This window comes from Bacteroidota bacterium, from assembly GCA_018816945.1.
In the GTDB taxonomy this organism is placed as follows: Bacteria; Bacteroidota; Bacteroidia; order Bacteroidales.
The window spans coordinates 86,083-109,031 of record JAHIVC010000027.1 but is presented as its reverse complement, the minus strand read 5'-3'; the positions used below and the strand labels follow the sequence as shown (position 1 = coordinate 109,031).

General features: G+C 35.4%; 19 protein-coding genes and 1 tRNA gene. 5 read left to right on the top strand and 15 right to left on the bottom strand.

Annotation, left to right across the window (positions count from 1 at the left end; translation table 11 throughout):
* Window positions 1-46: 46 nt before the first annotated feature.
* On the bottom strand, window positions 47-1,549 hold the full coding sequence (locus KKG99_05555) for an alpha-L-fucosidase (GenBank protein ID MBU1012451.1): 1,503 nt from the start codon (window positions 1,547-1,549) through the stop codon (window positions 47-49).
* Between the two features lie 458 nt (window positions 1,550-2,007).
* Between KKG99_05555 and KKG99_05550 the strand changes: the two genes are divergently transcribed.
* Window positions 2,008-2,421, top strand: coding sequence for a hypothetical protein (locus KKG99_05550; protein ID MBU1012450.1), 414 nt, complete (start codon window positions 2,008-2,010; stop codon window positions 2,419-2,421).
* Window positions 2,422-2,654: 233 nt separating this feature from the next.
* On the opposite strand, the gene KKG99_05545 is transcribed toward KKG99_05550, so the two are convergent.
* Window positions 2,655-5,018, bottom strand: a complete 2,364-nt coding sequence (locus KKG99_05545) for an ABC transporter permease (protein MBU1012449.1) — start codon at window positions 5,016-5,018, stop codon at window positions 2,655-2,657.
* Window positions 5,019-5,301: 283 nt separating this feature from the next.
* Between KKG99_05545 and uraA the strand changes: the two genes are divergently transcribed.
* Complete coding sequence (gene uraA / locus KKG99_05540) at window positions 5,302-6,591, top strand: uracil permease (GenBank protein MBU1012448.1); 1,290 nt, start codon at window positions 5,302-5,304, stop codon at window positions 6,589-6,591.
* Between the two features lie 147 nt (window positions 6,592-6,738).
* Here uraA and KKG99_05535 read toward each other — a convergent pair whose 3' ends face one another.
* The 5 genes from KKG99_05535 to KKG99_05515 all read right to left on the bottom strand — a co-directional run bounded on the left by KKG99_05535 (window position 6,739) and on the right by KKG99_05515 (window position 12,808).
* The gene (locus tag KKG99_05535; GenBank protein ID MBU1012447.1) at window positions 6,739-7,479 is read right to left on the bottom strand and encodes an amidohydrolase family protein; all 741 of its coding nucleotides are present in this window, start codon (window positions 7,477-7,479) and stop codon (window positions 6,739-6,741) included.
* Between the two features lie 37 nt (window positions 7,480-7,516).
* The gene (gene rsgA, locus KKG99_05530; GenBank protein ID MBU1012446.1) at window positions 7,517-8,581 is read right to left on the bottom strand and encodes a ribosome small subunit-dependent GTPase A; all 1,065 of its coding nucleotides are present in this window, start codon (window positions 8,579-8,581) and stop codon (window positions 7,517-7,519) included.
* Between the two features lie 200 nt (window positions 8,582-8,781).
* A complete protein-coding gene (locus tag KKG99_05525) occupies window positions 8,782-9,846 on the bottom strand; it encodes a hemolysin family protein (GenBank protein ID MBU1012445.1) in 1,065 nt (354 codons plus the stop codon).
* Between the two features lie 306 nt (window positions 9,847-10,152).
* Window positions 10,153-11,088 carry a hypothetical protein gene (locus tag KKG99_05520; protein ID MBU1012444.1) on the bottom strand — a complete coding sequence of 312 codons (936 nt, stop codon included), beginning with the start codon at window positions 11,086-11,088 and terminating at the stop codon, window positions 10,153-10,155.
* 466 nt (window positions 11,089-11,554) lie between these two features.
* Window positions 11,555-12,808 carry an arginine deiminase gene (locus KKG99_05515; GenBank protein MBU1012443.1) on the bottom strand — a complete coding sequence of 418 codons (1,254 nt, stop codon included), beginning with the start codon at window positions 12,806-12,808 and terminating at the stop codon, window positions 11,555-11,557.
* A 132-nt stretch (window positions 12,809-12,940) separates the two neighbouring features.
* Between KKG99_05515 and KKG99_05510 the strand changes: the two genes are divergently transcribed.
* A complete protein-coding gene (locus KKG99_05510; GenBank protein MBU1012442.1) occupies window positions 12,941-13,429 on the top strand; it encodes a YkgJ family cysteine cluster protein in 489 nt (162 codons plus the stop codon).
* Window positions 13,430-13,494: 65 nt separating this feature from the next.
* On the opposite strand, the gene KKG99_05505 is transcribed toward KKG99_05510, so the two are convergent.
* From KKG99_05505 to KKG99_05490, 4 genes are all read right to left on the bottom strand, one after another.
* Window positions 13,495-14,673, bottom strand: coding sequence for a hypothetical protein (locus tag KKG99_05505; protein ID MBU1012441.1), 1,179 nt, complete (start codon window positions 14,671-14,673; stop codon window positions 13,495-13,497).
* A 197-nt stretch (window positions 14,674-14,870) separates the two neighbouring features.
* Entirely contained in the window at window positions 14,871-16,433 is a 1,563-nt protein-coding gene (locus KKG99_05500; GenBank protein ID MBU1012440.1) for an amidase, read from the bottom strand.
* Between the two features lie 136 nt (window positions 16,434-16,569).
* A tRNA-Arg gene (locus tag KKG99_05495) sits at window positions 16,570-16,643 on the bottom strand.
* Entirely contained in the window at window positions 16,634-16,876 is a 243-nt protein-coding gene (locus tag KKG99_05490) for a GIY-YIG nuclease family protein (GenBank protein ID MBU1012439.1), read from the bottom strand. Before KKG99_05490 ends, KKG99_05495 begins: the two co-directional genes overlap by 10 nt.
* Before the next feature lie 412 nt (window positions 16,877-17,288).
* Here KKG99_05490 and KKG99_05485 point away from each other — a divergent pair, with 412 nt between their 5' ends.
* Window positions 17,289-18,635, top strand: a complete 1,347-nt coding sequence (locus KKG99_05485; protein MBU1012438.1) for an erythromycin esterase family protein — start codon at window positions 17,289-17,291, stop codon at window positions 18,633-18,635.
* Window positions 18,636-18,736: 101 nt separating this feature from the next.
* The gene (locus KKG99_05480) at window positions 18,737-19,909 is read left to right on the top strand and encodes a galactokinase (GenBank protein MBU1012437.1); all 1,173 of its coding nucleotides are present in this window, start codon (window positions 18,737-18,739) and stop codon (window positions 19,907-19,909) included.
* On the opposite strand, the gene KKG99_05475 is transcribed toward KKG99_05480, so the two are convergent.
* The 4 genes from KKG99_05475 to KKG99_05460 form a co-directional block, all read right to left on the bottom strand.
* Window positions 19,906-20,574 carry a YggS family pyridoxal phosphate-dependent enzyme gene (locus tag KKG99_05475; protein MBU1012436.1) on the bottom strand — a complete coding sequence of 223 codons (669 nt, stop codon included), beginning with the start codon at window positions 20,572-20,574 and terminating at the stop codon, window positions 19,906-19,908. The two genes, KKG99_05480 and KKG99_05475, sit on opposite strands and share 4 nt — an antisense overlap.
* A 138-nt stretch (window positions 20,575-20,712) precedes the next feature.
* Window positions 20,713-20,889, bottom strand: a complete 177-nt coding sequence (locus KKG99_05470; GenBank protein ID MBU1012435.1) for a MarR family transcriptional regulator — start codon at window positions 20,887-20,889, stop codon at window positions 20,713-20,715.
* Window positions 20,890-21,191: 302 nt separating this feature from the next.
* Window positions 21,192-22,436: a DUF1015 family protein gene (locus KKG99_05465; GenBank protein ID MBU1012434.1), complete on the bottom strand. Its 1,245-nt coding sequence runs from the start codon at window positions 22,434-22,436 to the stop codon at window positions 21,192-21,194.
* Between the two features lie 26 nt (window positions 22,437-22,462).
* Window positions 22,463-22,903, bottom strand: a complete 441-nt coding sequence (locus KKG99_05460; GenBank protein ID MBU1012433.1) for a four helix bundle protein — start codon at window positions 22,901-22,903, stop codon at window positions 22,463-22,465.
* Between the last annotated feature and the right edge of the window lie 46 nt (window positions 22,904-22,949).

Sequence of the window (22,949 nt, the reverse complement as noted above, 5' to 3'; positions counted from 1 at the left end):
CAATAAGACTTCTGGTTGATAGATTATTTTAACAACTTGAAGCACCTTATAAAGTGATGTTTGATTTCTCCGTTTTTCCTACGTTTTCAATCTTAAAACTCCAGGCGTAATTACTTGGAGGTTGATTTTGTAATTTCCTGGGAATCTCAATTTTAATTCCGTTGCCATTTTTTTTCCATTTTAATTTTTGACGGCTACCCAATAATGTCACGGTACTGTTCTCATCAGGAACAAAAGAATTAATGTTAATAAACTGAGGTATTTTATTTTCGCTCTTCTCAGCTAAATAAATGGCATAAACCGTATTCGAATTTTTCTTGTTCGTAAAACAAATGTTCGATTCTTTGAAAGGAGCAATGGCCCTGGTACCATAAATGGCTTCTCCATTAATTTTGATCCAATCACCCATTTCTGCTAGTAATTTATAAGCGTCTTCGTCCCAGGTTCCTTCAGGGCTTGGTGCGATGTTAAACAACAGGTTCCCTCCTTTACAAACAATATCGACCAACATTTGAATGGCATCATGCCCGCTCATATAAGTTGCATTTGGGGTATACGACCAACCGCCACCGGCAATAATGCATGATTCCCATGGATAAGGCAATTCTTTTTCCGGTACTCTGTTTTCAGGTGTCAGGTAGTTTTGGTTTTTCCCTTCCACAGCACGGTCAACCACGATAAGTCCGGGTTGTTTTTGTCGTGCTTTAACTACCAGCTCATCCATTTTAATATCCTGATTTACAATGGTGCCATTCATAAAGCCATTGCCGATATTAGCCAATTTTTCCTTATAAAATCGCTCGATTTCTTCTTTCGGTTCTTTGGCAACCCAGCCTCCATCAAGCCATAAAATATCAACTTTGCCGTAATCCGTTAAAATTTCTATGATTTGATTGTGGGTAAAATTTACAAACTTTTGCCATTTTTCGGGATAAACTTCGGGATTGTAATTTACATTCCGGTCTTTGGGCGGAAAGTAGGGCCACCAATAATCATCGTTATGCCAGTCGGGCTTTGAAAAGTAAGCCCCTGCCCACAAGCCTTCATTCCTAAAGGCTTCAAAAATTTCTTTGGTAACATTTGATCTTGGATTGCTGCTGAAAGGAGTTTCTTTGTCTGTGATTTTATAATCTGTATATTTTGAATCGAACATGCAAAATCCATCATGGTGTTTGGTGGTAAATACCAGATATTTCATACCCGCATTTTTTGCCGCTTTTGCCCATTTTTCAGGATCGAATTTCGTTGGGTTGAAAGTGGTTTTTAGGTTTTCGTAAGCTTTAACATATTCAAAATAAGTGTCAGGAGTTCCTTCTTTTTTTCGTTGGCACCAATCGTAATCTTCGGGGCAAATCGACCATGATTCAACGATTCCCCACTGAGAATAAGCACCCCAATGCATCAAGAGCCCGAATTTAAAATCCTGCCATTGTTCCAGCTTTTCCAAAACAAGGGGATCAGTTTCGGGGAAATATTTTTGTTCGTGTTCTTGTGCTATAATTCCATCGAATAATATAATGCCCAGGATTAATAAAATTGCTTTTCTCATAATATCTATAGATTTTGATGGTTAAAGGTAAGGAAAAATGTATAGTTTAATTGAGGTATTAAAATGAATTTCGCTTTGGCAATTGAATTATTTGCTTATAGATTATTGACTCTTAAGTTCAAGATTGAATATCTGTTCTACTAATGATTCTTAAGATACTGATGAGCGAAATTTAGCAAGTTTTCATCCATTTGATCTTCTATTTGTATTCTGTTTAAATTGTGTTATTTCCCAAGAAGAGATTTTTATTCATCTTAAAATATTGTACATTTATTTGCATTTTTTTTAATTTCAGGTTGGTATCTCATGATTGATTTTCGAAAACGTGATTAAAATACTCAATATTAGCAGGGATTCGAATGATGGCACAAAGAATTTGCACAGGACATTTTAATCTGATTACGAATCTTATTTAACATTTCATTATAAATAAATCATTGATCATTAAATTTTCTAACATGAAAAAAGTTTCTGCAAGTTTGTTTATTTCATTTTTGCTAATGTTAATTGCATCATGCAGTTTTACAACAGCAAATATTGATGACGTTAAAATGTGTACAAGTATTGTTGATAATCAATGTGAGGCTGATAATCCGATATTTAACACTACTACCCCCGAAATTTTTATTAGCTGCAGTTTGAAAAATGCGCCCGATAATACCGATGTCGAATTCGCATGGTACTATTACGATGAACAAAAAGTAAAAATTGATGCTGTTGTTTTAAATTCGGGTTCGATTACCGGAACATTAAGTTTTCAGTCAAGTTTACCAAAACCTGATAATGATTGGCCAATAGGTGATTATGAAGTTATTATGACCATTCTTGGATTTGATAAAGAACCAGTAGTTAAAAAATTTAGTGTCAAATAGTTTTTTTTGATCTGGATTAATAAGTTATCCGGTATTTTCTAAGAGTTTTAATGTATTAGTGATGGACGGAAATAAATGTTCTCTTGATCATTATTGACCACTTTTAATAGACTCTTATATTATTATAAATATTGGTGTGTTTGTCCAAAATACACTGAAAGGAGCTATAATTTAACTTTTCACATTGAACAATTTTAAACTCAACAGAATAACCATAAAATTAATAAGGTCTACTATTCAGTTCTTAAGGATTGAACAGGATTAGCGGTTATCGACTTCAACAATTTAAAGCTAATAGGTACCAGAGTCATGATTAGGGTAATCAACGCTGAATAAATAATGATATCAAATCCCATCTCGGATCGATAGGCGAAATTATTGAGCCAATTACTTGAAAAAACCCACCCGATAGTACCTCCGACAATCGTAGCAAATAGCAAGATAATAAGGATTTCCCTTGTCAAAAGATTTACCTGGTTCATAAACGAGGCACCCAATACATTTCTAATCCCGATCTCTTTCGTCCTTTCTTTTAATGAAAATGACATCAGTCCATAAATCCCAAGGCAAGAAATAAAAAGTGCCATGATTGAAAAATATTTCAGGCTCTTTGAAAGTTGCTGATCTTTGGCATAAAGTTGTTCCAATCGCTCATCAAAAAAGTAATATTTCAGGGGATTATTTGGCGCAATTTCCTTCCATACCTTTTCAATATGAATAAGGGTGTTTTTAAAGTCCTCGTTGTTTAACTTAATAGAAAGATAGTTAAAGTTACCGTTTTCAGCAACTCCAATTCCTAAGGGTGTAATGGGTTTATGAAGAGATTCAAAATGGAAATCCTTAGTAACTCCGATAACAGTGCCCAGTTTTTTATTAAAACCAAACTTTGAACCTAAAGGCTCTTTAAATCCGACTCTTTCAACAGCTGCGCGATTAAGAATGTAGGCGTTGCCATTGTCGGTGAGAATGTCTTTTGAAAAATTCCTGCCATCCTGCAATTCAATCTCATACAATTCTAAAAAATCGTAATCAACTTCTAATCTATAGAAAAAGGGATTTTCACCTTCAGCCTGACCTTCCCATACCGGGATATTTGACCACCCTAATTGTGAAGGAATCCCTGATGATGCGGATACTTTCGCGATGTTTGCATCCTTCAACAATTCATGTTTAAATGTGTTTATTTTATTCCTAATAGGGCCAGCATACATATAAATTATATGTTCTTTTTGATAGCCAAGACTTTTATTTCCGGTATATTCTAATTGTTTGAAAACGCTGAAGGTAAATACAATCAATAATATTGAAACAGAGAACTGTATAACTACCACTGCTTTCTTTATGAGCAGACCTCCTTTCGAAAATTTCTCAATACCCCCTTTAATGGCTTTTGCAAGCTGTATTTTCGATAAGAGGATTGCAGGATAGATTCCTGATATAATTGCCATCAGTATAATCACTCCCAGACTGATCAGCAAAATCTGATAATTCCAGATTGAACTGAACTCAAGTTCTTGTCCTAAAAAGTCATTAAAATAGGGCAAAATCAACCACACGGTAAAACTTGAAATCACATAAGAAAACAAAACCATCAATAAAGATTCGCTCAAAAACTGCTGAACCAGTTGCATTCGTGAAGCTCCTACAACTTTTTTGATGGAAATGTATTTAGTATGGGTCCGGTAATGGGCAATATAAAGGTTCATATAATTGAAGCATGCTATAAACATGATGAAAACACCGATCGATATGAAAATATAGATTGTTCCCATGTCACCGGTACCCCTAATTTGGCGATTAAAATGAATATCAAAAAGTGGCTGAAGGTGAAATGACCATTCTTTACCGTTAAATCCGGCAACGTCATACTTTCGAAGTTTGGTATCAAATTGCTCAAGATTGGTATTTTTTTGTAATGTAAGATAGGTGGTATAGCTGTTATTGAGCCAGTTGCTGTTCAATAAGCTTTTCCCACTCATCGATTCTAAAGTATTAAAAGAGGCAAGGAAATCAAATTGGAGATGCGAATTATTCGGTATTTTTTCCAGTACACCCGTAATGAAAAATTGTTTGCCATCATTCTTAACCATGATTTTTCCGATAGGGTCCTCTTTGCCGAAGTACTTTTCTGCCATCTTTTGAGAAATGACCATGGAATAAAGCTCTTTAAGAACTTCAGTTTTAATACCTGATTTTAAAGGGAAAGAAAAAATATCAAAGAATTCGGGATCAACAATCAGTATCCTTTCTTCCACAAACTGATCGCTGAGTTTAAAAATACAGGATTGGTTAATAGTTCGTGTAATATGATCAATTTCAGGGAATTCAGTTTCCCAGGTAGGTTTTAAAATGGCGGGAGAAACAATCCACCAATCGGAGGTGCTGCCCATCACCTGGTTACCCGGCTGTTGCATGACTACCCGGTAAATGTCACTTCCTTTTTCATGAAATTTATCGAATTTAAGTTCGAAGTTAACATATAAAATAATCAGCAAACAGCTTACCAACCCGATGCTGAGACCCAAAAGATTGAGTGCGGCAAATCCACTGTGTTTTTTAATTAATCGGAGTGAATCTTTTAAATAATTAAGGAGCATAATTTCAATTTTAGAAACTAACTTTTAAATACAAATACTTCAAATTTTTCAAAATGTAACAGTTATCCGATGTTTTTTATCGAAAATTAATTTGTTGCAAGCCAAGCACATTTGTGTTGATACTCGGTATAATTATTTTATTAAAATGTTGAAAACTGATCAAAACTTATTCATTCTTAAGGATTTCAATCTTGAAAACATTTATTATATTCATGTGTTATAAATTCATTAACCAAAAATAGCCGATTATTAAAGCATCAATTAAATAATAGGAGGACTTCATATGGCCAGACGGATTATTGGCATTCATGAAAAATTGCCACTTTTAGAGAGCTTGCCGCTAAGTTTCCAGCATCTGACGGCAATGTTTGGGGCCACAATTTTGGTTCCTATTTTATTGGGGGTCGATCCGGCCATTGCATTATTCATGAACGGAATTGGAACCCTGATTTATATCTGGGTAACCAAAGGAGGTATTCCTGCTTATCTGGGCTCCAGTTTTGCATTTATTGCACCTGCCATGCTTGTAATCAGTGCATATGGAGGTTTTGCACATGCTCAGTCAGGGTTTATCTTTTTTGGTTTATTTTTTATTGCTATTTCTTTTGTAGTTAAATATTATGGAATCAGGTGGATTGACATCGTTATGCCCCCTGCTGTGATGGGTGCAGTGGTTGCCATTATCGGACTCGAACTCGCCCTTGTAGCTGCGCAAATGTCAGGGTTGGCCCCATGGCCAAATGCGGTAGGACAGACGGTTCAACCGTTCGTCATGGATACACAGGTGGTTATCGTCTCCATGTTTACCTTAATTGTAGGGATCATCGGTTCGGTTTTGTTTAAAGGTTTTATGCAGGTAATCCCTATCCTTTTTGCGGTGGTGGTCGGTTATTTGCTGGCCTGGACCCTGGGAATGGTCGATACAGTTATGATAGCAAATGCCGGCTGGTTAGCATTGCCCGATTTTCAGGCACCGGTTTTTGACCTTAACGCGATCATTATTATCGCCCCGGCATGTATTGTGGTGCTTGCCGAACATATCAGTCATCTGATTGTAACCGGTAAAATTACCGAAAGCGATTTAATGAAAAATCCCGGTCTTCATCGCTCTTTGCTGGGTGACGGTATTAGCAATGTTTTATCCGGATTTGCCGGATCACCTCCCAATACCACTTATGGCGAGAATATCGGCGTGATGGCAATTACCCGCGTGTATTCGGTTTGGATTATTGGTGGAGCAGCGTTGCTGGCCATTGCTTTTTCGTTGATCGGGAAAGTATCGGCAGCAATTTCAGCGATTCCCAATGCGGTGATGGGTGGCATTACCATGTTGTTGTATGGGGTCATAGCAGTGCAGGGTTTTCGTATTTTTGTTGAGCAGAAGGTTGATTTCAGCAAAAACAGCAATATGGTTTTGGGAGCGGTTACTTTTGTGGTAGGCGTTAGCGGTGCAAGCATTAATATAGGAAGTGTTCAGCTAAAAGGAATGGCCTTTGCCGCGATTATCGGAGTGGTTCTTTCTCTGGTTTTCTGGAGCTTCGGAAAACTTAAGATGATGGATAAGGAAGTCTAAATTCCTGCTGCACTTATGTTATTTTTATTTTTTGATAACTTTCCTATTTATAACCTTTTTAGAAGTGAATTTTTAATAATTTTTGCAGGTTTCCCCCAAGTATCAAATCTTTATCATGCTTCGAAATTTCGAGACTTTTAATCCTATTTATGCTTTGCCTGATACTATCTTTTCCCCATACGGAGTATCTGTGCCAAATATAATATTGTCGGCTCCGGCAAAATGAATGGCATCGATGAGGCGTTTTTTAGATATTAACTGAAATGGGGAGGTGTCGAAGTACAGATTCTTATCTTTGAAATTTTTGTTGATAAATACAGCTAGCCCAAATAAATGCGCAACGATTAATTTCAGTTCCGGATGATTTTTTTTGTATCCTATTATTTTAGCTACCTCCGAATCATTAGATAAATGAATAAATAGGGGCAGGCTATTTTTTTCTGCCCACTGGGCAACCTCTCTGAAAAAATCAGAATCAACTGAAGATTTCTCCCAGCATTGATGCAGTTTCACCCCTTTAAAATCCCATTCTATTCTTTTTTTGTCAAGATAATCAGAAGGATTATTTATCTGGGTGGTGATCCAAATAAATTGAATTACCCGGCCATTTGATTTTTGAGTCAAATCATATACATGTTTATTCCCCATTGGGATATCCTTGACTTTCCCGCTTAGTTTCATCACAAATTTGGTCAGGTAATTGGTTAACTTAACAACATTACGATGTGGGAAAAGATCTGCAATGTTGGGAAGTGAATATTCAGCTTTGCTGTTTAATTCTCCGGATGTTAGTATCACTTTATCCACCCCATTGGAGTCAAGCGTTTTGATAATACTATCAGCGGTTAAAAATCTTCCGCAAGCATGCGAATGTCCGTCTATTATCATCACTGTAGTTTTTTATTTACGATACCCATTTAGATGTTCAGTACTTTTTTTTTATATCCTTTTTGTAATTCTTCAAAAATTTCCCAAATTCTTTATCTTTCTTTCTTCGTTCTGCAACGCTTGATTCAAAATGTGCTTTCTCTTTTTCCATTTTCAGGTAATTATCATAGGAAGCTTCATCTATTTCTCTTTTTTCAAGTGCTTCAAGAACAGAACAACCGATCTCATTGGTGTGCGTACAATCTTTGAATTTACAATTTTTAGAAAGACCGATGATCGTGTCGAATGTAATTTCTAACCCATCGGCTGAATCGGCAATACCAACTTCTCTCATCCCCGGGTTGTCGATTAATATACCGCCATTTTCCAGCATAATCAGTTCTCTGTGACTTGTAACATGTCTTCCTTTATTTGTGCTCCGGCTTATGGAATCAGTTCGCATAATGGTCGTACCTGAAAGATTATTTAACAGGGTCGATTTTCCAACGCCTGAGGAACCAAGCATACAATAAGTTTTTTCTTTTTCGATCATTGTTTTTAATTCATCGTATCCATCTAGCGACTCGTTACTTATGGCAATAATCGGAATGTTTTTAATCCTTGTTTTTATAATCTCCAATATTTCAGAAGTTTGATGCTCACTTATTAAATCAATTTTACTGAGGACAATAATGGGGCTAACCTTTGATGAATTACAAATAGTTAGGTATCTTTCAAGTCTATTGATGCTAAAATCCCTATCTACGGCTTGTATTATTAAGGCATAATCAATGTTTGCAGCGATGATCTGAACCTTTCCGAAATGAGCAACAGCTTGCCTTTTGATGATGGAGTATCTGGGTAGTATTTTATGGATTATTGCAAAATCAGCATCATAGGTTGTTAGTGCAACCCAATCGCCTACTGCCGGAAAATCTTCACGGCTTTTTGCAGTAAAACGCATATTCCCGATAATCTCTGCTTCAAATTCGCCGGTCGTAGTCCTTACTTTATACCGTTCTTTATGTTCTTCAACAACTCTTCCAACATCAAAGCCTTTCAGATTATTGTCTATTCTGGATTTTTCAAATATGTTATTATATCCAAGGTCCTCTAATTTCATTATTTTATCTATTAAACAGAACGTTTTTTAATATTTAAACCGAGTATCGGATATCAGTTTTTTATTAAATATAAAGTTTTTTCAAATTCAATAAAAAAATCCTTAAAGTTGACTATCCCCGTGGCAGAGCCATATAGTACTTGCCTTTGGCAGGCAGGTCTCGCTAACTTTATTTCGGCTTATGGCTGAAAAACGATTTTTTATTTATCCTGGTTCTTTAATTGGTCCAACATATCATATTTGGTCTGACGAGCTTTCCATCTCTCGCGTGCAAACTTTTGCATGTCCGTTACAGTGTCCTTTTCGTCAATAATTTCTAATCCCAGTAATGTTTCAATGATGTCTTCCATAGTTACTATACCGTCTAAACCACCATATTCATCTACTATTAATGCGATATGCTCTTTTTTTTCAAGCAGTTTCTCCCATAGGGTAAAAAGGACGATGGAACCGGGAACAATAACGATGTCTCTCTTGATGTCCCTAAGTTTTAGTTCGTGTTGGTCCTCGGCTAGTTTTTCAAAAACCGTTTGTCTGAAAACATAACCCGTTATGTTCTCGTCATCTTCGGAGTAAATGGGTATACGTGAAAATTTCAGGTAGTCCTTATTCTTTAAAAAGGCGGCAAGTGAGAGATTCTCGTCGGCGACAGCAACAACAACCCTTGGTGTCATTATTTCTGTTACCTTCAAATTTTTCAATTTGAGTAGATTCTGGATTATCTTATGCTCTTTTTCCGTAAAAACCCCTTCGTCTGTTCCAATGCTTGCAAGTGCAGCGATTTCCTCCCGACTCGTTGTTTGTTCCTGCTGATTCTTGGAAATGGATTTAGTAATTATAGCTGAAATAACAACAAGAGGATAAGTTATCACAATCATAATTTTGATAACAATGGAAGCAAGTTTTGCCAAGCTTCTCCAATACCTGGTACCAATTGTTTTGGGAATGATTTCGGTAAGGACCAAGATCAGAATGGTAAGTATGGCGGATACTAACCCGAAGTATTGATCTCCAAATAGTACGATGGCTTGGGCACCTACACCGGCTGCTCCAACCGTATGGGCAACCGTGTTCAACGAAAGTATGGCCGATAGCGGTTTGTCGATGTTGTTTTTGAGTTCTAAAAAGGCTTTTGCCCAGGAGTTACCGTTATCTTCTTTAACAATCAGAAATGAATTCGGTGTAGAAAGAAGCACGGATTCCATTATAGAACATAGAAATGAAACGAATAAAGCGAGGAAAAGATAAGATAGAAGAAGTATCATTTTTTCTTACAAAGATACAATTTTTGTTTGTTTTTAGGTTTTGGGTCTCTCAAAAGCCTAGTTTTAAAATAAGTTTGCTGCTTAAACAATAAATGAAGCTACCTTTTAAAATACCAGATTAAGATTTTTGTACCCTAAATATAAATGTAATCTATGGGAGTTGAAAATTATAATTGCATTTTTTGCTGCATGCTTTGCAATATTTACGCTAAAAAAACATGGTGGGGATTTTTCGCCTTTTTAGGTTGCCGGCTTGGATATGATCCAAACTTATAAGGCCAGTGAGGCTTATATTATCGAGGTGATTTATTTTCTGAGTTGTATTTCATTTATAGATGCATTGATATATTCTTCCAGGGAGCTATCCTCCCAAGATCTGTCTGCCAATAGTTTTTTTAACCGTGGAATTACAGAACTGTCAGCAATCCTGCCTAGTGCAATAACTGATATATCAACAAGCATCATGTTTTTATGATCCAGATTTGAAATTAATTGTTGAATAGCTCTTGGAATATCCGTTCCCCTTGCTTCAGTTAAAGCCATGGATGAAACCATATGTATCTCATCCTTAAATAAGTCAGGATGTTTGAATACCTCAAATGCATCAGATACATCGAGGTTTTTACCTGATCTTATTCTTTCATATCTTTCAGCTTTGGCAAGCTCGTCACTATTAATTTCTTGTATAGCCCACATTACCGCCTCTCGGATTTTCTCGTGTTGTTCATAAGCTGAAGGTATGTTTGGATGATTCATTAGATTAGCACCAAGCCTTTTTGCATAAGCTTCCCGCTGTGTCTTTTGAAAACGCAATGATTTTTCGCTTTCAATCTCACTTTGACTAGGTTGGCTGTCAATAAGTTTTAAAAGAAAAGGAAGTGCCCTGGCATTTCTCAACTTGCCAAGCGAGATTGCGGATATTGTTACTAGATTTGGCTCTTTTACAGAAAGGTTACTTATTAATTGGTTAACCGCTTCATCTTCATCGAGTCCGGTTGCATCACCAAGTATGGCTGATGCTTTTAATAAATTATTCCATCCATAATTATAATCTCTTTTTAATATTTCTAATGCACTCGATACACTTTCAGGCCCTAATTTATCTAATAGTTCATGCCTTTGCTTATCTGTAAATAAAGGCATATTAAATTTGTTTTTATTTTCCCAAATCACTCTTAATACTGTAAAGTATATCAAAGTTCCAAATAAGAGAACATATATAATTATTTCCCAGATTTTCATATCAATAATACTATTAAATTACTGCAAGTCTTTCTGGTAGCTTATTTTGTATACGCTTAAATGTTATATAAAATTAAGGAATATCATCGAAATATTTGTTATATTTTATAGGTTTCTGTTAAAGCATGATTTTTTTAAAACAATTTGTCTCTGCTGATAAACCTTGTTGTTTATTACTGATATTAAACGTAATAATTAATAAATTTTAATATACTTATATTTTTTATCGATTCATTCAAACCGATCAAAATTTCAATGTTTGGGCAGCGAAAATCTATGATCAACAAAAGCCATCACCGAAGTGGAAAGATTTTCAAAGAATAAATATATTAAAAAAAATCGATATCGATTTTTTTTAATTAGTTATAAATTATGAGTTATAAATGATAAGTTAAGAGATGAAAGGTTAAAAGTGAAGTGGCTTGGATTACGCTACATCAAAAACTCATCACTCATCACTTCTAACTTATAAGTCCTTTCGTCGAACCGGCATGGTCATGCAACGGGCACCGCCACCCCCGCGTGAAAGTTCGGAACCTTCGATGGTAATCACACATTTTTTATAATCATCGATATTGGCCCTGTTGTTTATAATGTCGGCAGCAGGTATCACTTCATAACCGTTTTTGTTCATATCTTCGATGGTATAAACATTACGGCTATAGCCGATTACTTTACCCGGGGCCAATGCGAAAAAGTTAGCACCGCTGTGCCATTGCTCCCGTTCCTGGGTCCACAGATCGGCAGTTCCGCCACAATAAATGGGCTTCATGTCGCGGCCAATTTTTTTCAGGCATTCGAGTATATTCTTTTCTTCCTTGATTTTTACTTTCCCGTTTTCAATTTGAATATGGATGGTCCGGAAACGATTGGGTTGCATAATTACTGGCTCATAAACCATGCATTCGTCATAATTTAAAAAGGTAAAAACCATATCGAGGTGAATAAATGATTCGCGATCGGCAGGCAATTCCTGAACAATGATGTGTTTATCGATTTTTCGGAGTTTGAAATTCTTTATAATCTTGTCGATGCCCTGTGTTGAAGTTCGGGCACTGATGCCAATTACCAGTAAATCTTTATCTCCAACAAGTACATCGCCGCCTTCAATCTTAATGTCGTTGGTGTTGAGTTTATTCTCAATTTCGAAAATTTTAGTGTTAAATATTTTAGAGTTTTTAAAAATGGTTTCCATGATTTGCGCCTCACGTTCGCGAACCGGACTGGCCATATGACCGACCAGTATTTCATTTTGAATGGCAATGGACGAATCGCGGGTAAAGAAAAAATTATGCAGGGGGCGCACTGCAAATCGTTGGTTGCTCAGAAAACGGGTAAGGTTATCGCGGTTCAGTACCACACCCTCAATTAATATTTTTGCAAGCTGTGAAGGGCTTTGGCCATAAATATCTTCAACGATATTTGAATGTTTACACGAACTGCACACTTTGGCAAGCAATTCATTTTTAACCGTTTCATCTTCCAGCACTTCTTTTAATAAATCCTTAACCTCGTATACTTCTGCATTTTTTCGCAGTACCCCTCTGAAATCGGAATATTCATCCTGTGCAACCGAAAGGTTTAATATATCGCTGTACAAAGCACGTTCAGCATTTTCGGGTGTCATATTTTCAACCTCACTGCCCATGCTGTGGATGATCACTGCCTCAAGTTTCCCGATTTCCGAATTAACATTTACGCCAAGGTTCCCATTTTTCATCTTTCTGAAAATTTATTTTTGCAAAGTTAAGCATTCGTGCCAAGATTATGATTGACAAATTTTCTTTACACACCGAACAATGAAGCTTATCGCATTTTTTATATTTTTGGCGAATCAATCAATACAATAAAAATGGACAAGCTGATAGGGGAGTGGCAGGCAGGAAAAGATCACAAATCGGAACTGAACAAAAAGCTGATTGTTAAAATTTCAAAACTGAAGGCCGGGGATATCAACCGGCTTGCACATGATTTTCACGCAGATACAATCAAAAAAATAGATTGTTTGGCTTGTGCCAATTGCTGCACCACCATTCCTCCCATTGTGAACGAAACGGATGTCGGAAGGATTTCAAAATTCCTTGGAATAAAAACTGCCCGATTTACGCATGAATATTTAACTACCGATGAAGATGGGGATCAGGTGATGAAAAAAGTACCTTGTGTTTTTCTTGGTGCAGATAATAAATGTGCTATTTATAAAGTCAGGCCAAAAGCCTGTCGTGAATATCCGCATACCGATCAGTTGCAGTTCATGAAAAACCTAAACCTGCATTTAGTAAATGCCGGATATTGCCCTATTGTTTATCAAATACTAGAAAAATTTAAAGTAAACCTTTAGTTAAAGATGGAATAAAACATCTTGGTTGACCGCTATAAAAGGAATGTTTCTGCAATTCAAAACTGCTATCTGAAATAGTTTTGATTAGAACGCAATACCTGATAAATAGCTTCCTGCACTTTAATAGCATTATCATAAATCAATTCTTCATCTCGTGGAAAAGGCACAGGTTTAGCATTGATTTTTCGCTGAGTTTCTGAATCCAAAGCATTGACATCACCAATTGCCCTGTAAGATAAATGTCTGAAAATATTCTGTGCACCGATAGGTTCTTTCCGAACCAGACGATTTACAGGATACAATTCATAAAGCTCAATTTCACCGTCCAGTCGCGCTTCCTTTACTTGAGCAGTTTCTACAACTGCGCATTGTATTTCTTTGATTTTTTTTATTTTAATATCGTTACCCAGGGTATCTTTTTTAACATTTCCTTTTGCATCCAAAATATAGTCAAATCCATCCTCAACATTTTTTTTATGGATGCGATCTGTGGTTTTTGTGTCGTCGGGTGAAACCTGAATATTCAGTAAATTAACAATAGTCAGGTAATCGAAATCAATTTGTTCATCCGAATCATCAAAAAAGAATTGAACCCAATCGGAATTTAGTTGACTAATATTTCCACTTGTGATGCGCTCAATAAATTCGGGTTGAAAATTATATTGACTCATGTTTTTAATTTGCACCATTACCCTGCTGATTCCATTGAATTTGGCTTCCTGAAGTAAATCATCGATATCAGGATATGCAGAACCGGCATAATTTTTCACTCTGAGAAATTCAGAAAATGCCTGCCGAATAAGCATTTTATCTGGTGATTCAACCAGACGCTTTCCATTAGCATAAAAATAGGCAGCTGCGTTTGTTTTGGCTCTAATAATTTCCCCATCGTAATCAAAATATTGATATTGCGTTAATTGGCCATTAAGCATAAAGGGTGATATTGGCTTAATTTGGTTTTGGCGACGTTTAAGCATATCGTAATGCATGAGTATTTTATCCCAATTGTCGGCTTTAGCTTCTTGTTTCAAAAACTTAATTGCTTCCAGGTCCCTGTCATTTGCCAATTTAAAAGACTTATCCAGAAGGATAGCATCTTTATTGCTATCCGGACTTTTGATCAACTTTTTAACTGAACGATCTATGATCTCGTCATAATTACCATGTATCAGGTTTTTTTTTGAACTATTACATGAAGCGAATAGAAGCACTAAACCGACTAAAATGAGAACTGATTTTTTCATATTTACGATGATAGGATTTAAAGGTGAAATTAGCAAAATTCTTGTTTTAAATTGCAGTTCTTAAGAAATTTTAAAGTGTCTAAATTAGGAATAAATTACCTTGGTATTCAGGCCATTAGAACATGGGTGAATCAGTTTTTTCAATAGTATTGATTAAAAAAGAAAATTCAAAGGTTTTTGAATGCCAAAAACCTTTATTACTCCAGTATTGCTGGAAATAATTCAGGTGCTTTTCGATGCATGGTTCCTTGCTCATAGGCAAAACAATATTTTATGAGCGTGGGTTCGTCGTACATTCGACCTAAAAATTGCAATCCTGCAGGCAGGTTTCCGCTCGAAAATCCCATCGGAATGGTAAAAGCAGGTTGTCCTGTATGTGGAGCAATGATTTGGCTGTTATCACCTTTATATCCTTCAAAATCGCCAACCAAGGCAGGCGGATTGTTCCATGTCGGATAAATCATTGCTCCTAATTGATTTGCATCCATTACATCCTCGATTGCTTTTCTGAATGCAATTCTTCGCGAATCGGAATAAGGATCGGAACATTCATGTCCGGCATCATCAGGGTCGGCATCTTGATGATATAATAAATTCCCCTCGATATAAGGAGCATATTTTCCGGAGGCAATAATTTCCTCTAAATTTTTAACAGGAACATTGTCGCCCAATGAGGCAAGATAGTTGTTGACGTCCTCCTTAAACATTGAACACCATTGATTTCGGCGAAGTGTATCAAAACCCGGAATTTCAACCGGATCAATGATTTCTGCACCTAATCTCTTCAAATCTTCAATAGCCTGTTCAAAAAGAGCTTTAATTTCAGGATTGGGATCTTTTTCGCTTAACTCTCTCAAAATTCCAATTCGTGCTCCCTTTAATCCATCAGGAACCAAAAACTGCTGGTAGTTCTCGGGAATTTTTCCCTGTGAATGTTTGGTGATTGGATCATTGGGGTCATAGCCTGCTATAACTTCTAAAATTCGGGTAGCATCAGTAACGGTTCGGGCTAAAGGGCCTCCAACATCATTTCTTAAATATAGTGGAGCTATTCCTTCCCGACTTGTCAAACCCAAAGTTGAACGGAAGCCAACAAGTGAATTATGAGATCCCGGGCCCCGGATAGAATTTCCGGTATCGGTACCGAAACCTACGGCACCAAAATTAGCGGCAACTGAGGCGGCAGTTCCACCACTCGAACCCGCAGGAACATGTTTTAAATTATAAGGGTTTAAAGTTTCTCCGGCAATTGAACTGATTGTCACCATGGGACTGAATGCCCATTCGGCCATATTCGATTTTGCTAAAACAATGGCTCCCGCAGATTTTACGGCCTTAATTTGAAATGCATCTTCTTTGGGTTCGAATCCTTTTAAAGTCAATGATCCTGCAGTTGTTTGTAAGCCTTGGGTATTGTAATTGTCTTTTACAATCATAGGGATTCCGTGCAATGGTCTTAATTTACCGGTTTCCTGGAATTCTTTATCCAATGCTCTGGCAATTTCAATGGCCTTTGGATTGATTAAAATGATGGAATTCAAACCTGTTGTTTGATCGTATTTTTGAATTCGTGCAATATATAAATTGACCAGTTTTTCGGTAGTTAAGCTGCCATTTCTAAAAGCCTTGTGGATATCTGCAATGGTTGCTTCTTCAAGAATAAAAGTATCCGATTTCGATTCTTTATTCATATTAAGATAGTTACATGAATTTAAGGATGTTATAAATACAAATGCGGTAAAGAGAAGGTATTTTTTCATTTTAGAGAATTGATTTGATGGTTGGATAAATATAAAGAAAAATTTGTTGTGAATAAAATAGTCAGAAGTTAATCTAAATACAGGATGTAACAGTGCATAAAAAAAAGACCGTTAGTTAATACTAACAGTCTTTTCGTGAACCCGGGGGGATTCGAACCTCCAACCTCTTGATTCGTAGTCAAGGGCACTATCCAGTTATGCTACGGGTCCAATTTTCTTTTTAAAAAATCTCTTCCAATACCAGATTTGAAAAACTTTTCTCGATTTCTGGCTTCAGCTTTTGAGTTCACTTTTTCAAAATAAACCAGTTCCCAAGGTCTGTAAGCTTTGGTCGATCTGTTTTTTCCAGTATCATGTTCTTTGATCCGTCTGTCCAGATCATTTGTGATTCCTTTATACAGTCTGGAATCAATTGTACTCCTTATTACATAAATGTAATACATTTTTATTTTTCCTCGTCAAGGGCACCCTGCCTGCGGCAGGCAGGTATCCAGTTATGCTACGGGTCCAATTTTAAAAAATCCATTTATGAATTTTTCGTTTGCAAAAGTAATAAAATTCTTTCTAATAACAATTTCGTTTACTAATGAAAGATTAATGTTTAATTCCAAGTCTATCTTTTTTCAAAAGAAAAATAAATTTCTAAATATAAAGGCTTTTAGCCAAGTAAATAATGCCATCATTTATGACTAATATTTAATGAAAGAAGAAAAAAATTGCCAATAAAAATATTGGTTAGAAACCTCTATAATTATTACAATACATAATTAATATTTATTTATTATTGTTTATATTTACACAATCTAAATATGAGGCCATTAGATTATAATTTTTTAAAAAAATCAAATTAGTATTATGTTAAAATCTAGCATAAAATTAGTAATGGTTATTTTTGTTTTATTCTCAATTTCATGCAATTATAAAACTCCCGTTTGGACCAAAGGCAATAACACAGGAATAGATATTGATGGGTTAAGCGATGTTGAAAAGCTTAATTTAGCCTTATCTGATATTTTAGTACACTTACCTGAGAATCCGTCTGAATGGACCGATGAACAATTAAGATGTTTAGATGTATTTCACAACAAAGGTATAGTTGGATTGGGCGAAGCTACACATGGAACTTCTGAGTTTTTTAAAGCCAAACATCGGATATTCAAATATCTGGTCGAAAACCATGGGTTTAAAGTTTTTGTAATGGAAGCAGATTTTGGTGAATCTTTACTGATAAATAATGCTATATGGGAAGGTCGGACTACCGATATTAAAGGATTAATGACTGAACATATGCATTTTTGGACTTGGTACACTGAAGAAGTACAAACTTTATTAGAGTGGATGAGTAATTATAACAAAGGAAGACCAGAAGAAGATCGTATGATCTATATGGGGAACGATTGTCAAATAAATAATAAAAATTCGCAATTGGTAATTGACTACTTAAATCAAACCAATAAGGCATTATATGACAAGAGCATTATTACACTGAACTCACTTAAAACTACATCCTATTCCAATCAATCTGAAGCTGTTTATTTGTCCTTAATCTCTAGTATTGAAAAACTAGAAGTTAATTTTAATGATTATAAGGATTTATTAATAGCAGAGAGTAGTTTGCATGAGTTTAACCTTTATGCAAGAATAATAACAGTTATGAAACAAGTTATGCTTTATCATTATAATAAAACTTTTAAATTTCTAGATTATCGAGATCTTTACATGGCCGAGAACACCATATGGATAAGAAACTATTTCAATCATGCAAAATCGGTAGTATGGGCACACAATATGCATGTCGCAAGAAATGCTAATTATACAAATGGGAATGGTGGAACGATGGGTAATGAAATCGGTCTCTTAGCGAATGATTATGCTAATCTGGGTTTTAGCTTTACAAATGGATGGTTTACTTCCAGCTCATACAATGCTGGACTAATGAGCTTTGAATTAAAATCCCCACCATATAATTCATTGAATGATGTTTTTTCCAGGACACACAAAACTTTTTTTGTTGAAATGGATAGGCTCAACGCAAATGATCAATGGAATAAATATTTTAACCGGGGAAGTAATTTTGTGAGTATTGGTTCCATGTTTTCTTCTTCTTGGATTCCAAGTTATTATACTTCGCCATTTAGTGTGTCTTATTATAATTATATGATACATATTGATAAGTCAAGTCCTTCAAAAATTTTACAATGATGAATCACTGAACATTTTTGTTGATGTACTTTTATTGAATCCGTATTTAATTAAGGCCATTTTTGATGATAATTTGATATTTTTGAGTTTAATTAAATTGAATGATGGATCCATCAAAGCTAATAACTCAATTCGATAATTATTTTGAAAAAGATAAATATCTTCCAAAAGTTTTTTTTGCTCCCGGCAGGGTAAATTTAATCGGTGAACACACAGATTATAATGGAGGTAAAGTTTTTCCAATGGCCATTGATGCCGGTACTTATATGGTAATACGTGCAAACTCATCCGATAAAATCAATTTTGCGTCAACCAATTATGAATTTAATGCAAGTGTTCAAGTTGACAATCTAAAAAAGATAAAAGATGGTGTTTGGGTTAATTATCCCCTTGGAATTGTAAATGAGTTTGTAAAAAATGGGGTTGAGATCAAGGGTTTTGACGTTTTATATTCAGGTAATATTCCGCCCGCAGCAGGACTTTCTTCATCGGCATCTATTGAAATGGTAACCGCTTTTGCTCTAAATGAGATTTTTAGTGCCGAATATGATCGAATGGAATTAGTGAAATTATGCAAAAAATCGGAAAATGAATTTATTGGGGTGAATTGTGGAATCATGGATATGTTTGCTGTTGGATTTGGAAAAGAAAACAATGCTATTGCCTTAGATTGTGCCACCTTAGAATTTAACTATGCGCCATTAGAATTGAACAATCTTCAATTGATAGTTTCTAATACAAATAAGGAACGGGGACTTGCCGATTCAAAATATAATGAACGAGTGAGCGAATGTAATCAGGCCGTGCAGATTGTTAGGAGATCGAAAGAAATTAACAATTTGAGCGAGTTGAGTTTAAAGGACTTTAGAGAAATTGAGCATCTTTTCTCAAATCCGGTGATCAAACGCAGGGCTTATCACATCGTCAGTGAAAACTATCGGGTTGAAGAATCATTAAAGGCTTTAAAAAATAATGATCTTAACATGTTCGGGAATTTGTTAAACGCATCGCATGTTTCCTTACGAGATAATTATGAGGTTACAGGTTTGGAACTGGATAGTTTGGTTAATGCCTCCTTAGAAGTTGAGGGTGTCATTGGCAGTCGAATGACCGGTGCCGGATTTGGAGGATGCACCATCAGTCTGGTCGATAAAGATTGTCTGGATGATTTTTACAAAAAAGTGACTAAAGAATATAAATTTAAAACCGGTAGAACACCACTTTTTTATTTATTTAAACCATCGGAAGGGGTAAGGGAGCTACCAATTGATTAATAATTGCGTGCTCCGAAAATTGCACTTCCAATCCTAACCATCGTGCTTCCTTCTTCGATTGCAATCTGGTAGTCATCCGTCATACCCATTGAAATTTCTTTGAACGAAGTGGTATTTGGATAAAATTCCTCTTTTAATTCATCAAAACAATTCTTAAGATACCTGAATTCCTTTCTGATCATTTCTTTGTCATCAGTTAAAGTGGCCATTCCCATAATCCCTACAATTCTAATATTCAATAGGGTTTTAAAATAATCACAAGCTAAAATGGATTGTGCCTCTTTGAGGTCAAGACCGAATTTTGTTTCTTCAGTGGCAATGTGAAATTGCAATAAACAATCAACAATTAGCTGATTTTTGTATGCGTGCTTATTAACCTCACCTAAAAGTTTTATACTGTCGATCGAATGAATCAGATGAGCAAAAGGGATTATGTACTTAACTTTATTAGTTTGAAGGTGACCAATGAAATGCCATTTTATGTCATGAGGTAGGGGGGCGTATTTTTCGCTCATTTCCTGAGCTTTGTTTTCTCCAAAATGTAATTGCCCTGCTCCGTATGCTTCTAAAATATCTTCATTAGGCTTCGTTTTAGAAACAGCAATTAAATTAACATTTTTGGGGAGTATATTTTTGAATTTTTGAATTTCGTTTTTAATACTCATTGAAGGTGTTTTCTACAAAATTATAATTTAATCGAAATCTACAACCATATAATATATTATTTTGCACACATCATTTAAACAATATGTTAATAATAATAAAAGCTCTTTCAAGTAAAAATAATGCTGGCTTTTATTTTTCTACTTCGCGCTGTAATAACATCTTTTTGGGGAATGAATTTTCCCTTCCTTCAACAAAGATTTTAAAGCTTGATCAACTACTTTTTTATCAAGAGATGTTAGTTCTGAAATTTCACCTCCTTTGAGTGGAGTGTTTGTTTTTTTTAAAAATTCATAAATTATGCTGGTATTTTCCATATTTTTTTATTCAAATTTAAAAAAATTAATTGATAGAGTATCAATGCATTAAAAAAAATATTCAAAATAAATTAAAAATAATTGATTTTTTAGGGTGACTTTTTCCGAAAAACGGAATTAACTACTAGTAACAGTGCTTTCAATTATAAATTTTGTTAGACAGACTGTATCCTACCAAAAAGTTCACACGTGCATTTTGGCTCCAGTTAAAACTCCAGGCTCATATCCAAGCTGGAGCCATTATTTTTGCAAAAAAAAGCAACGCTAACGTTGCTTTAATATTTGGTTACTCAATTTTTTATTTAGTCGAGTGCATGGATAATTAAACCGCTTCTTAATTTGGGTTCAAACCAGGTTGTTTTTGGTGGCATGATATTTCCTGAATCAGCAATATTGATCAATTGTTGCATTGAAACCGGATACAAGGCAAAAGCGACTTCCATTTCTCCATTATCAACTCTTCTTTTCAATTCACTAAGTCCTCTGATCCCACCAACGAAATCAATACGTTGAGATCTGCGCAAATCTGTGATATCTAAATAAGGAGCGAGTACCTGATTGGTCAGAATGGTAACGTCCAGAACACCGATTGGATCATTATCGTCATAAGTTCCTTCTTTAGCAGTTAACGAATACCATTGACCTTTTAAATACATGGAAAAATTATGCAATGATTTCGGTTTATAAATTTCTGTTCCTTTCGCTTCAATTTTGAACGCACCTTTAAGTTTTTCAATAAACTCATCTGCACTTAAGCCATTCAAATCTTTCACAACACGGTTATAATCAATAATCGTCAATTGATTATCAGGGAAGTGGACAGCCAGGAAATAATTATATTCTTCGGTGCCGGTGTGATTAGCATTGTTTCTTTTACGCTCATTGCCAACAAGTGCAGCTGCAGCGGTCCTATGATGCCCATCCGCTACATAAGTGGCCGGAAGCTTGGTAAACGCTTTAAGAATCAGATCAATTTGGTTTTGATCACGTATGACCCAAAAATGATGACCAAATCCGTCATCACTGGTAAAATCGTATACGGCTTTATTCTTAACTACTTCAGCAACAATATCATCAATCTCTTTTACGGCAGGATAAGAAAAAAATACAGGTTCATAGTTCATGCCACTTGTGCGAACATGATTCATTCTGTCTTCTTCTTTATCCGGACGTGTTAATTCATGTTTTTTTATGACATTATTCATATAGTCGTCAACTCCTGCAGCACCTACCAATCCGTACTGGGTTTTTCCGTTCATGGTTTGAGCATAGATGTAAAGGTATTCCTTATCATCCTGTACAAGAACCTTTTCTTCCATTAGCTTAAAGAAATTCTCTTTTCCTTTATTATAAACAGCTTCACTATGTAAATCGATATCATCCGGAAGGTCAATTTCGGGTTTTATCACATGTAAATATGAATATTTATTATTACCTGCTTCAATTCTGGCTTCTTCCCTGTTAAGCACATCATAGGGACGAGAAGCAATTGCCTGAGCTTTATCAGCAACAGGCCTGATTCCTTTAAATGCTTTTAAAATCGCCATTTTATTTTTTAATTGAAATAATACTGTTAATAGGAATTTGCATCAAAATCATAATCCGATTCAGATTCATCTTCAACCTTTACTGCACTTCGTTGAAGTGAAGAAATGAGTGCACCGATCATTTTGGTCATTTCCATGAGTTGGTTTCTTGAATGCATTTCCTCCTCTTCTGTAATAAGTTCCAAACTACATGCAAGAGAGCCATATACAAGGCACTCGCGCAGAACACTTTTAGCCATTTTTAAATAATAAACAAACTGGCTTTTATTTCTGGCAGATCCTTCGGCTATGTTTATTGCAATTGATAATGCCGCGGTATTAAACTTATTGGCTAAGTCAATATTTGCTAGATTGGAAAATGAATTGCTTACTTGTTTCACCCACAAAGCATAATCCATCGATTTATGGTATACACGCAAATCTTCGAACCTGAAAAATGTAAATTGTTTGTCGTTAATATTCTCCATTACAGAAATTTTTATTTTTATTTTAACGACCAAATAAATTCAAAAT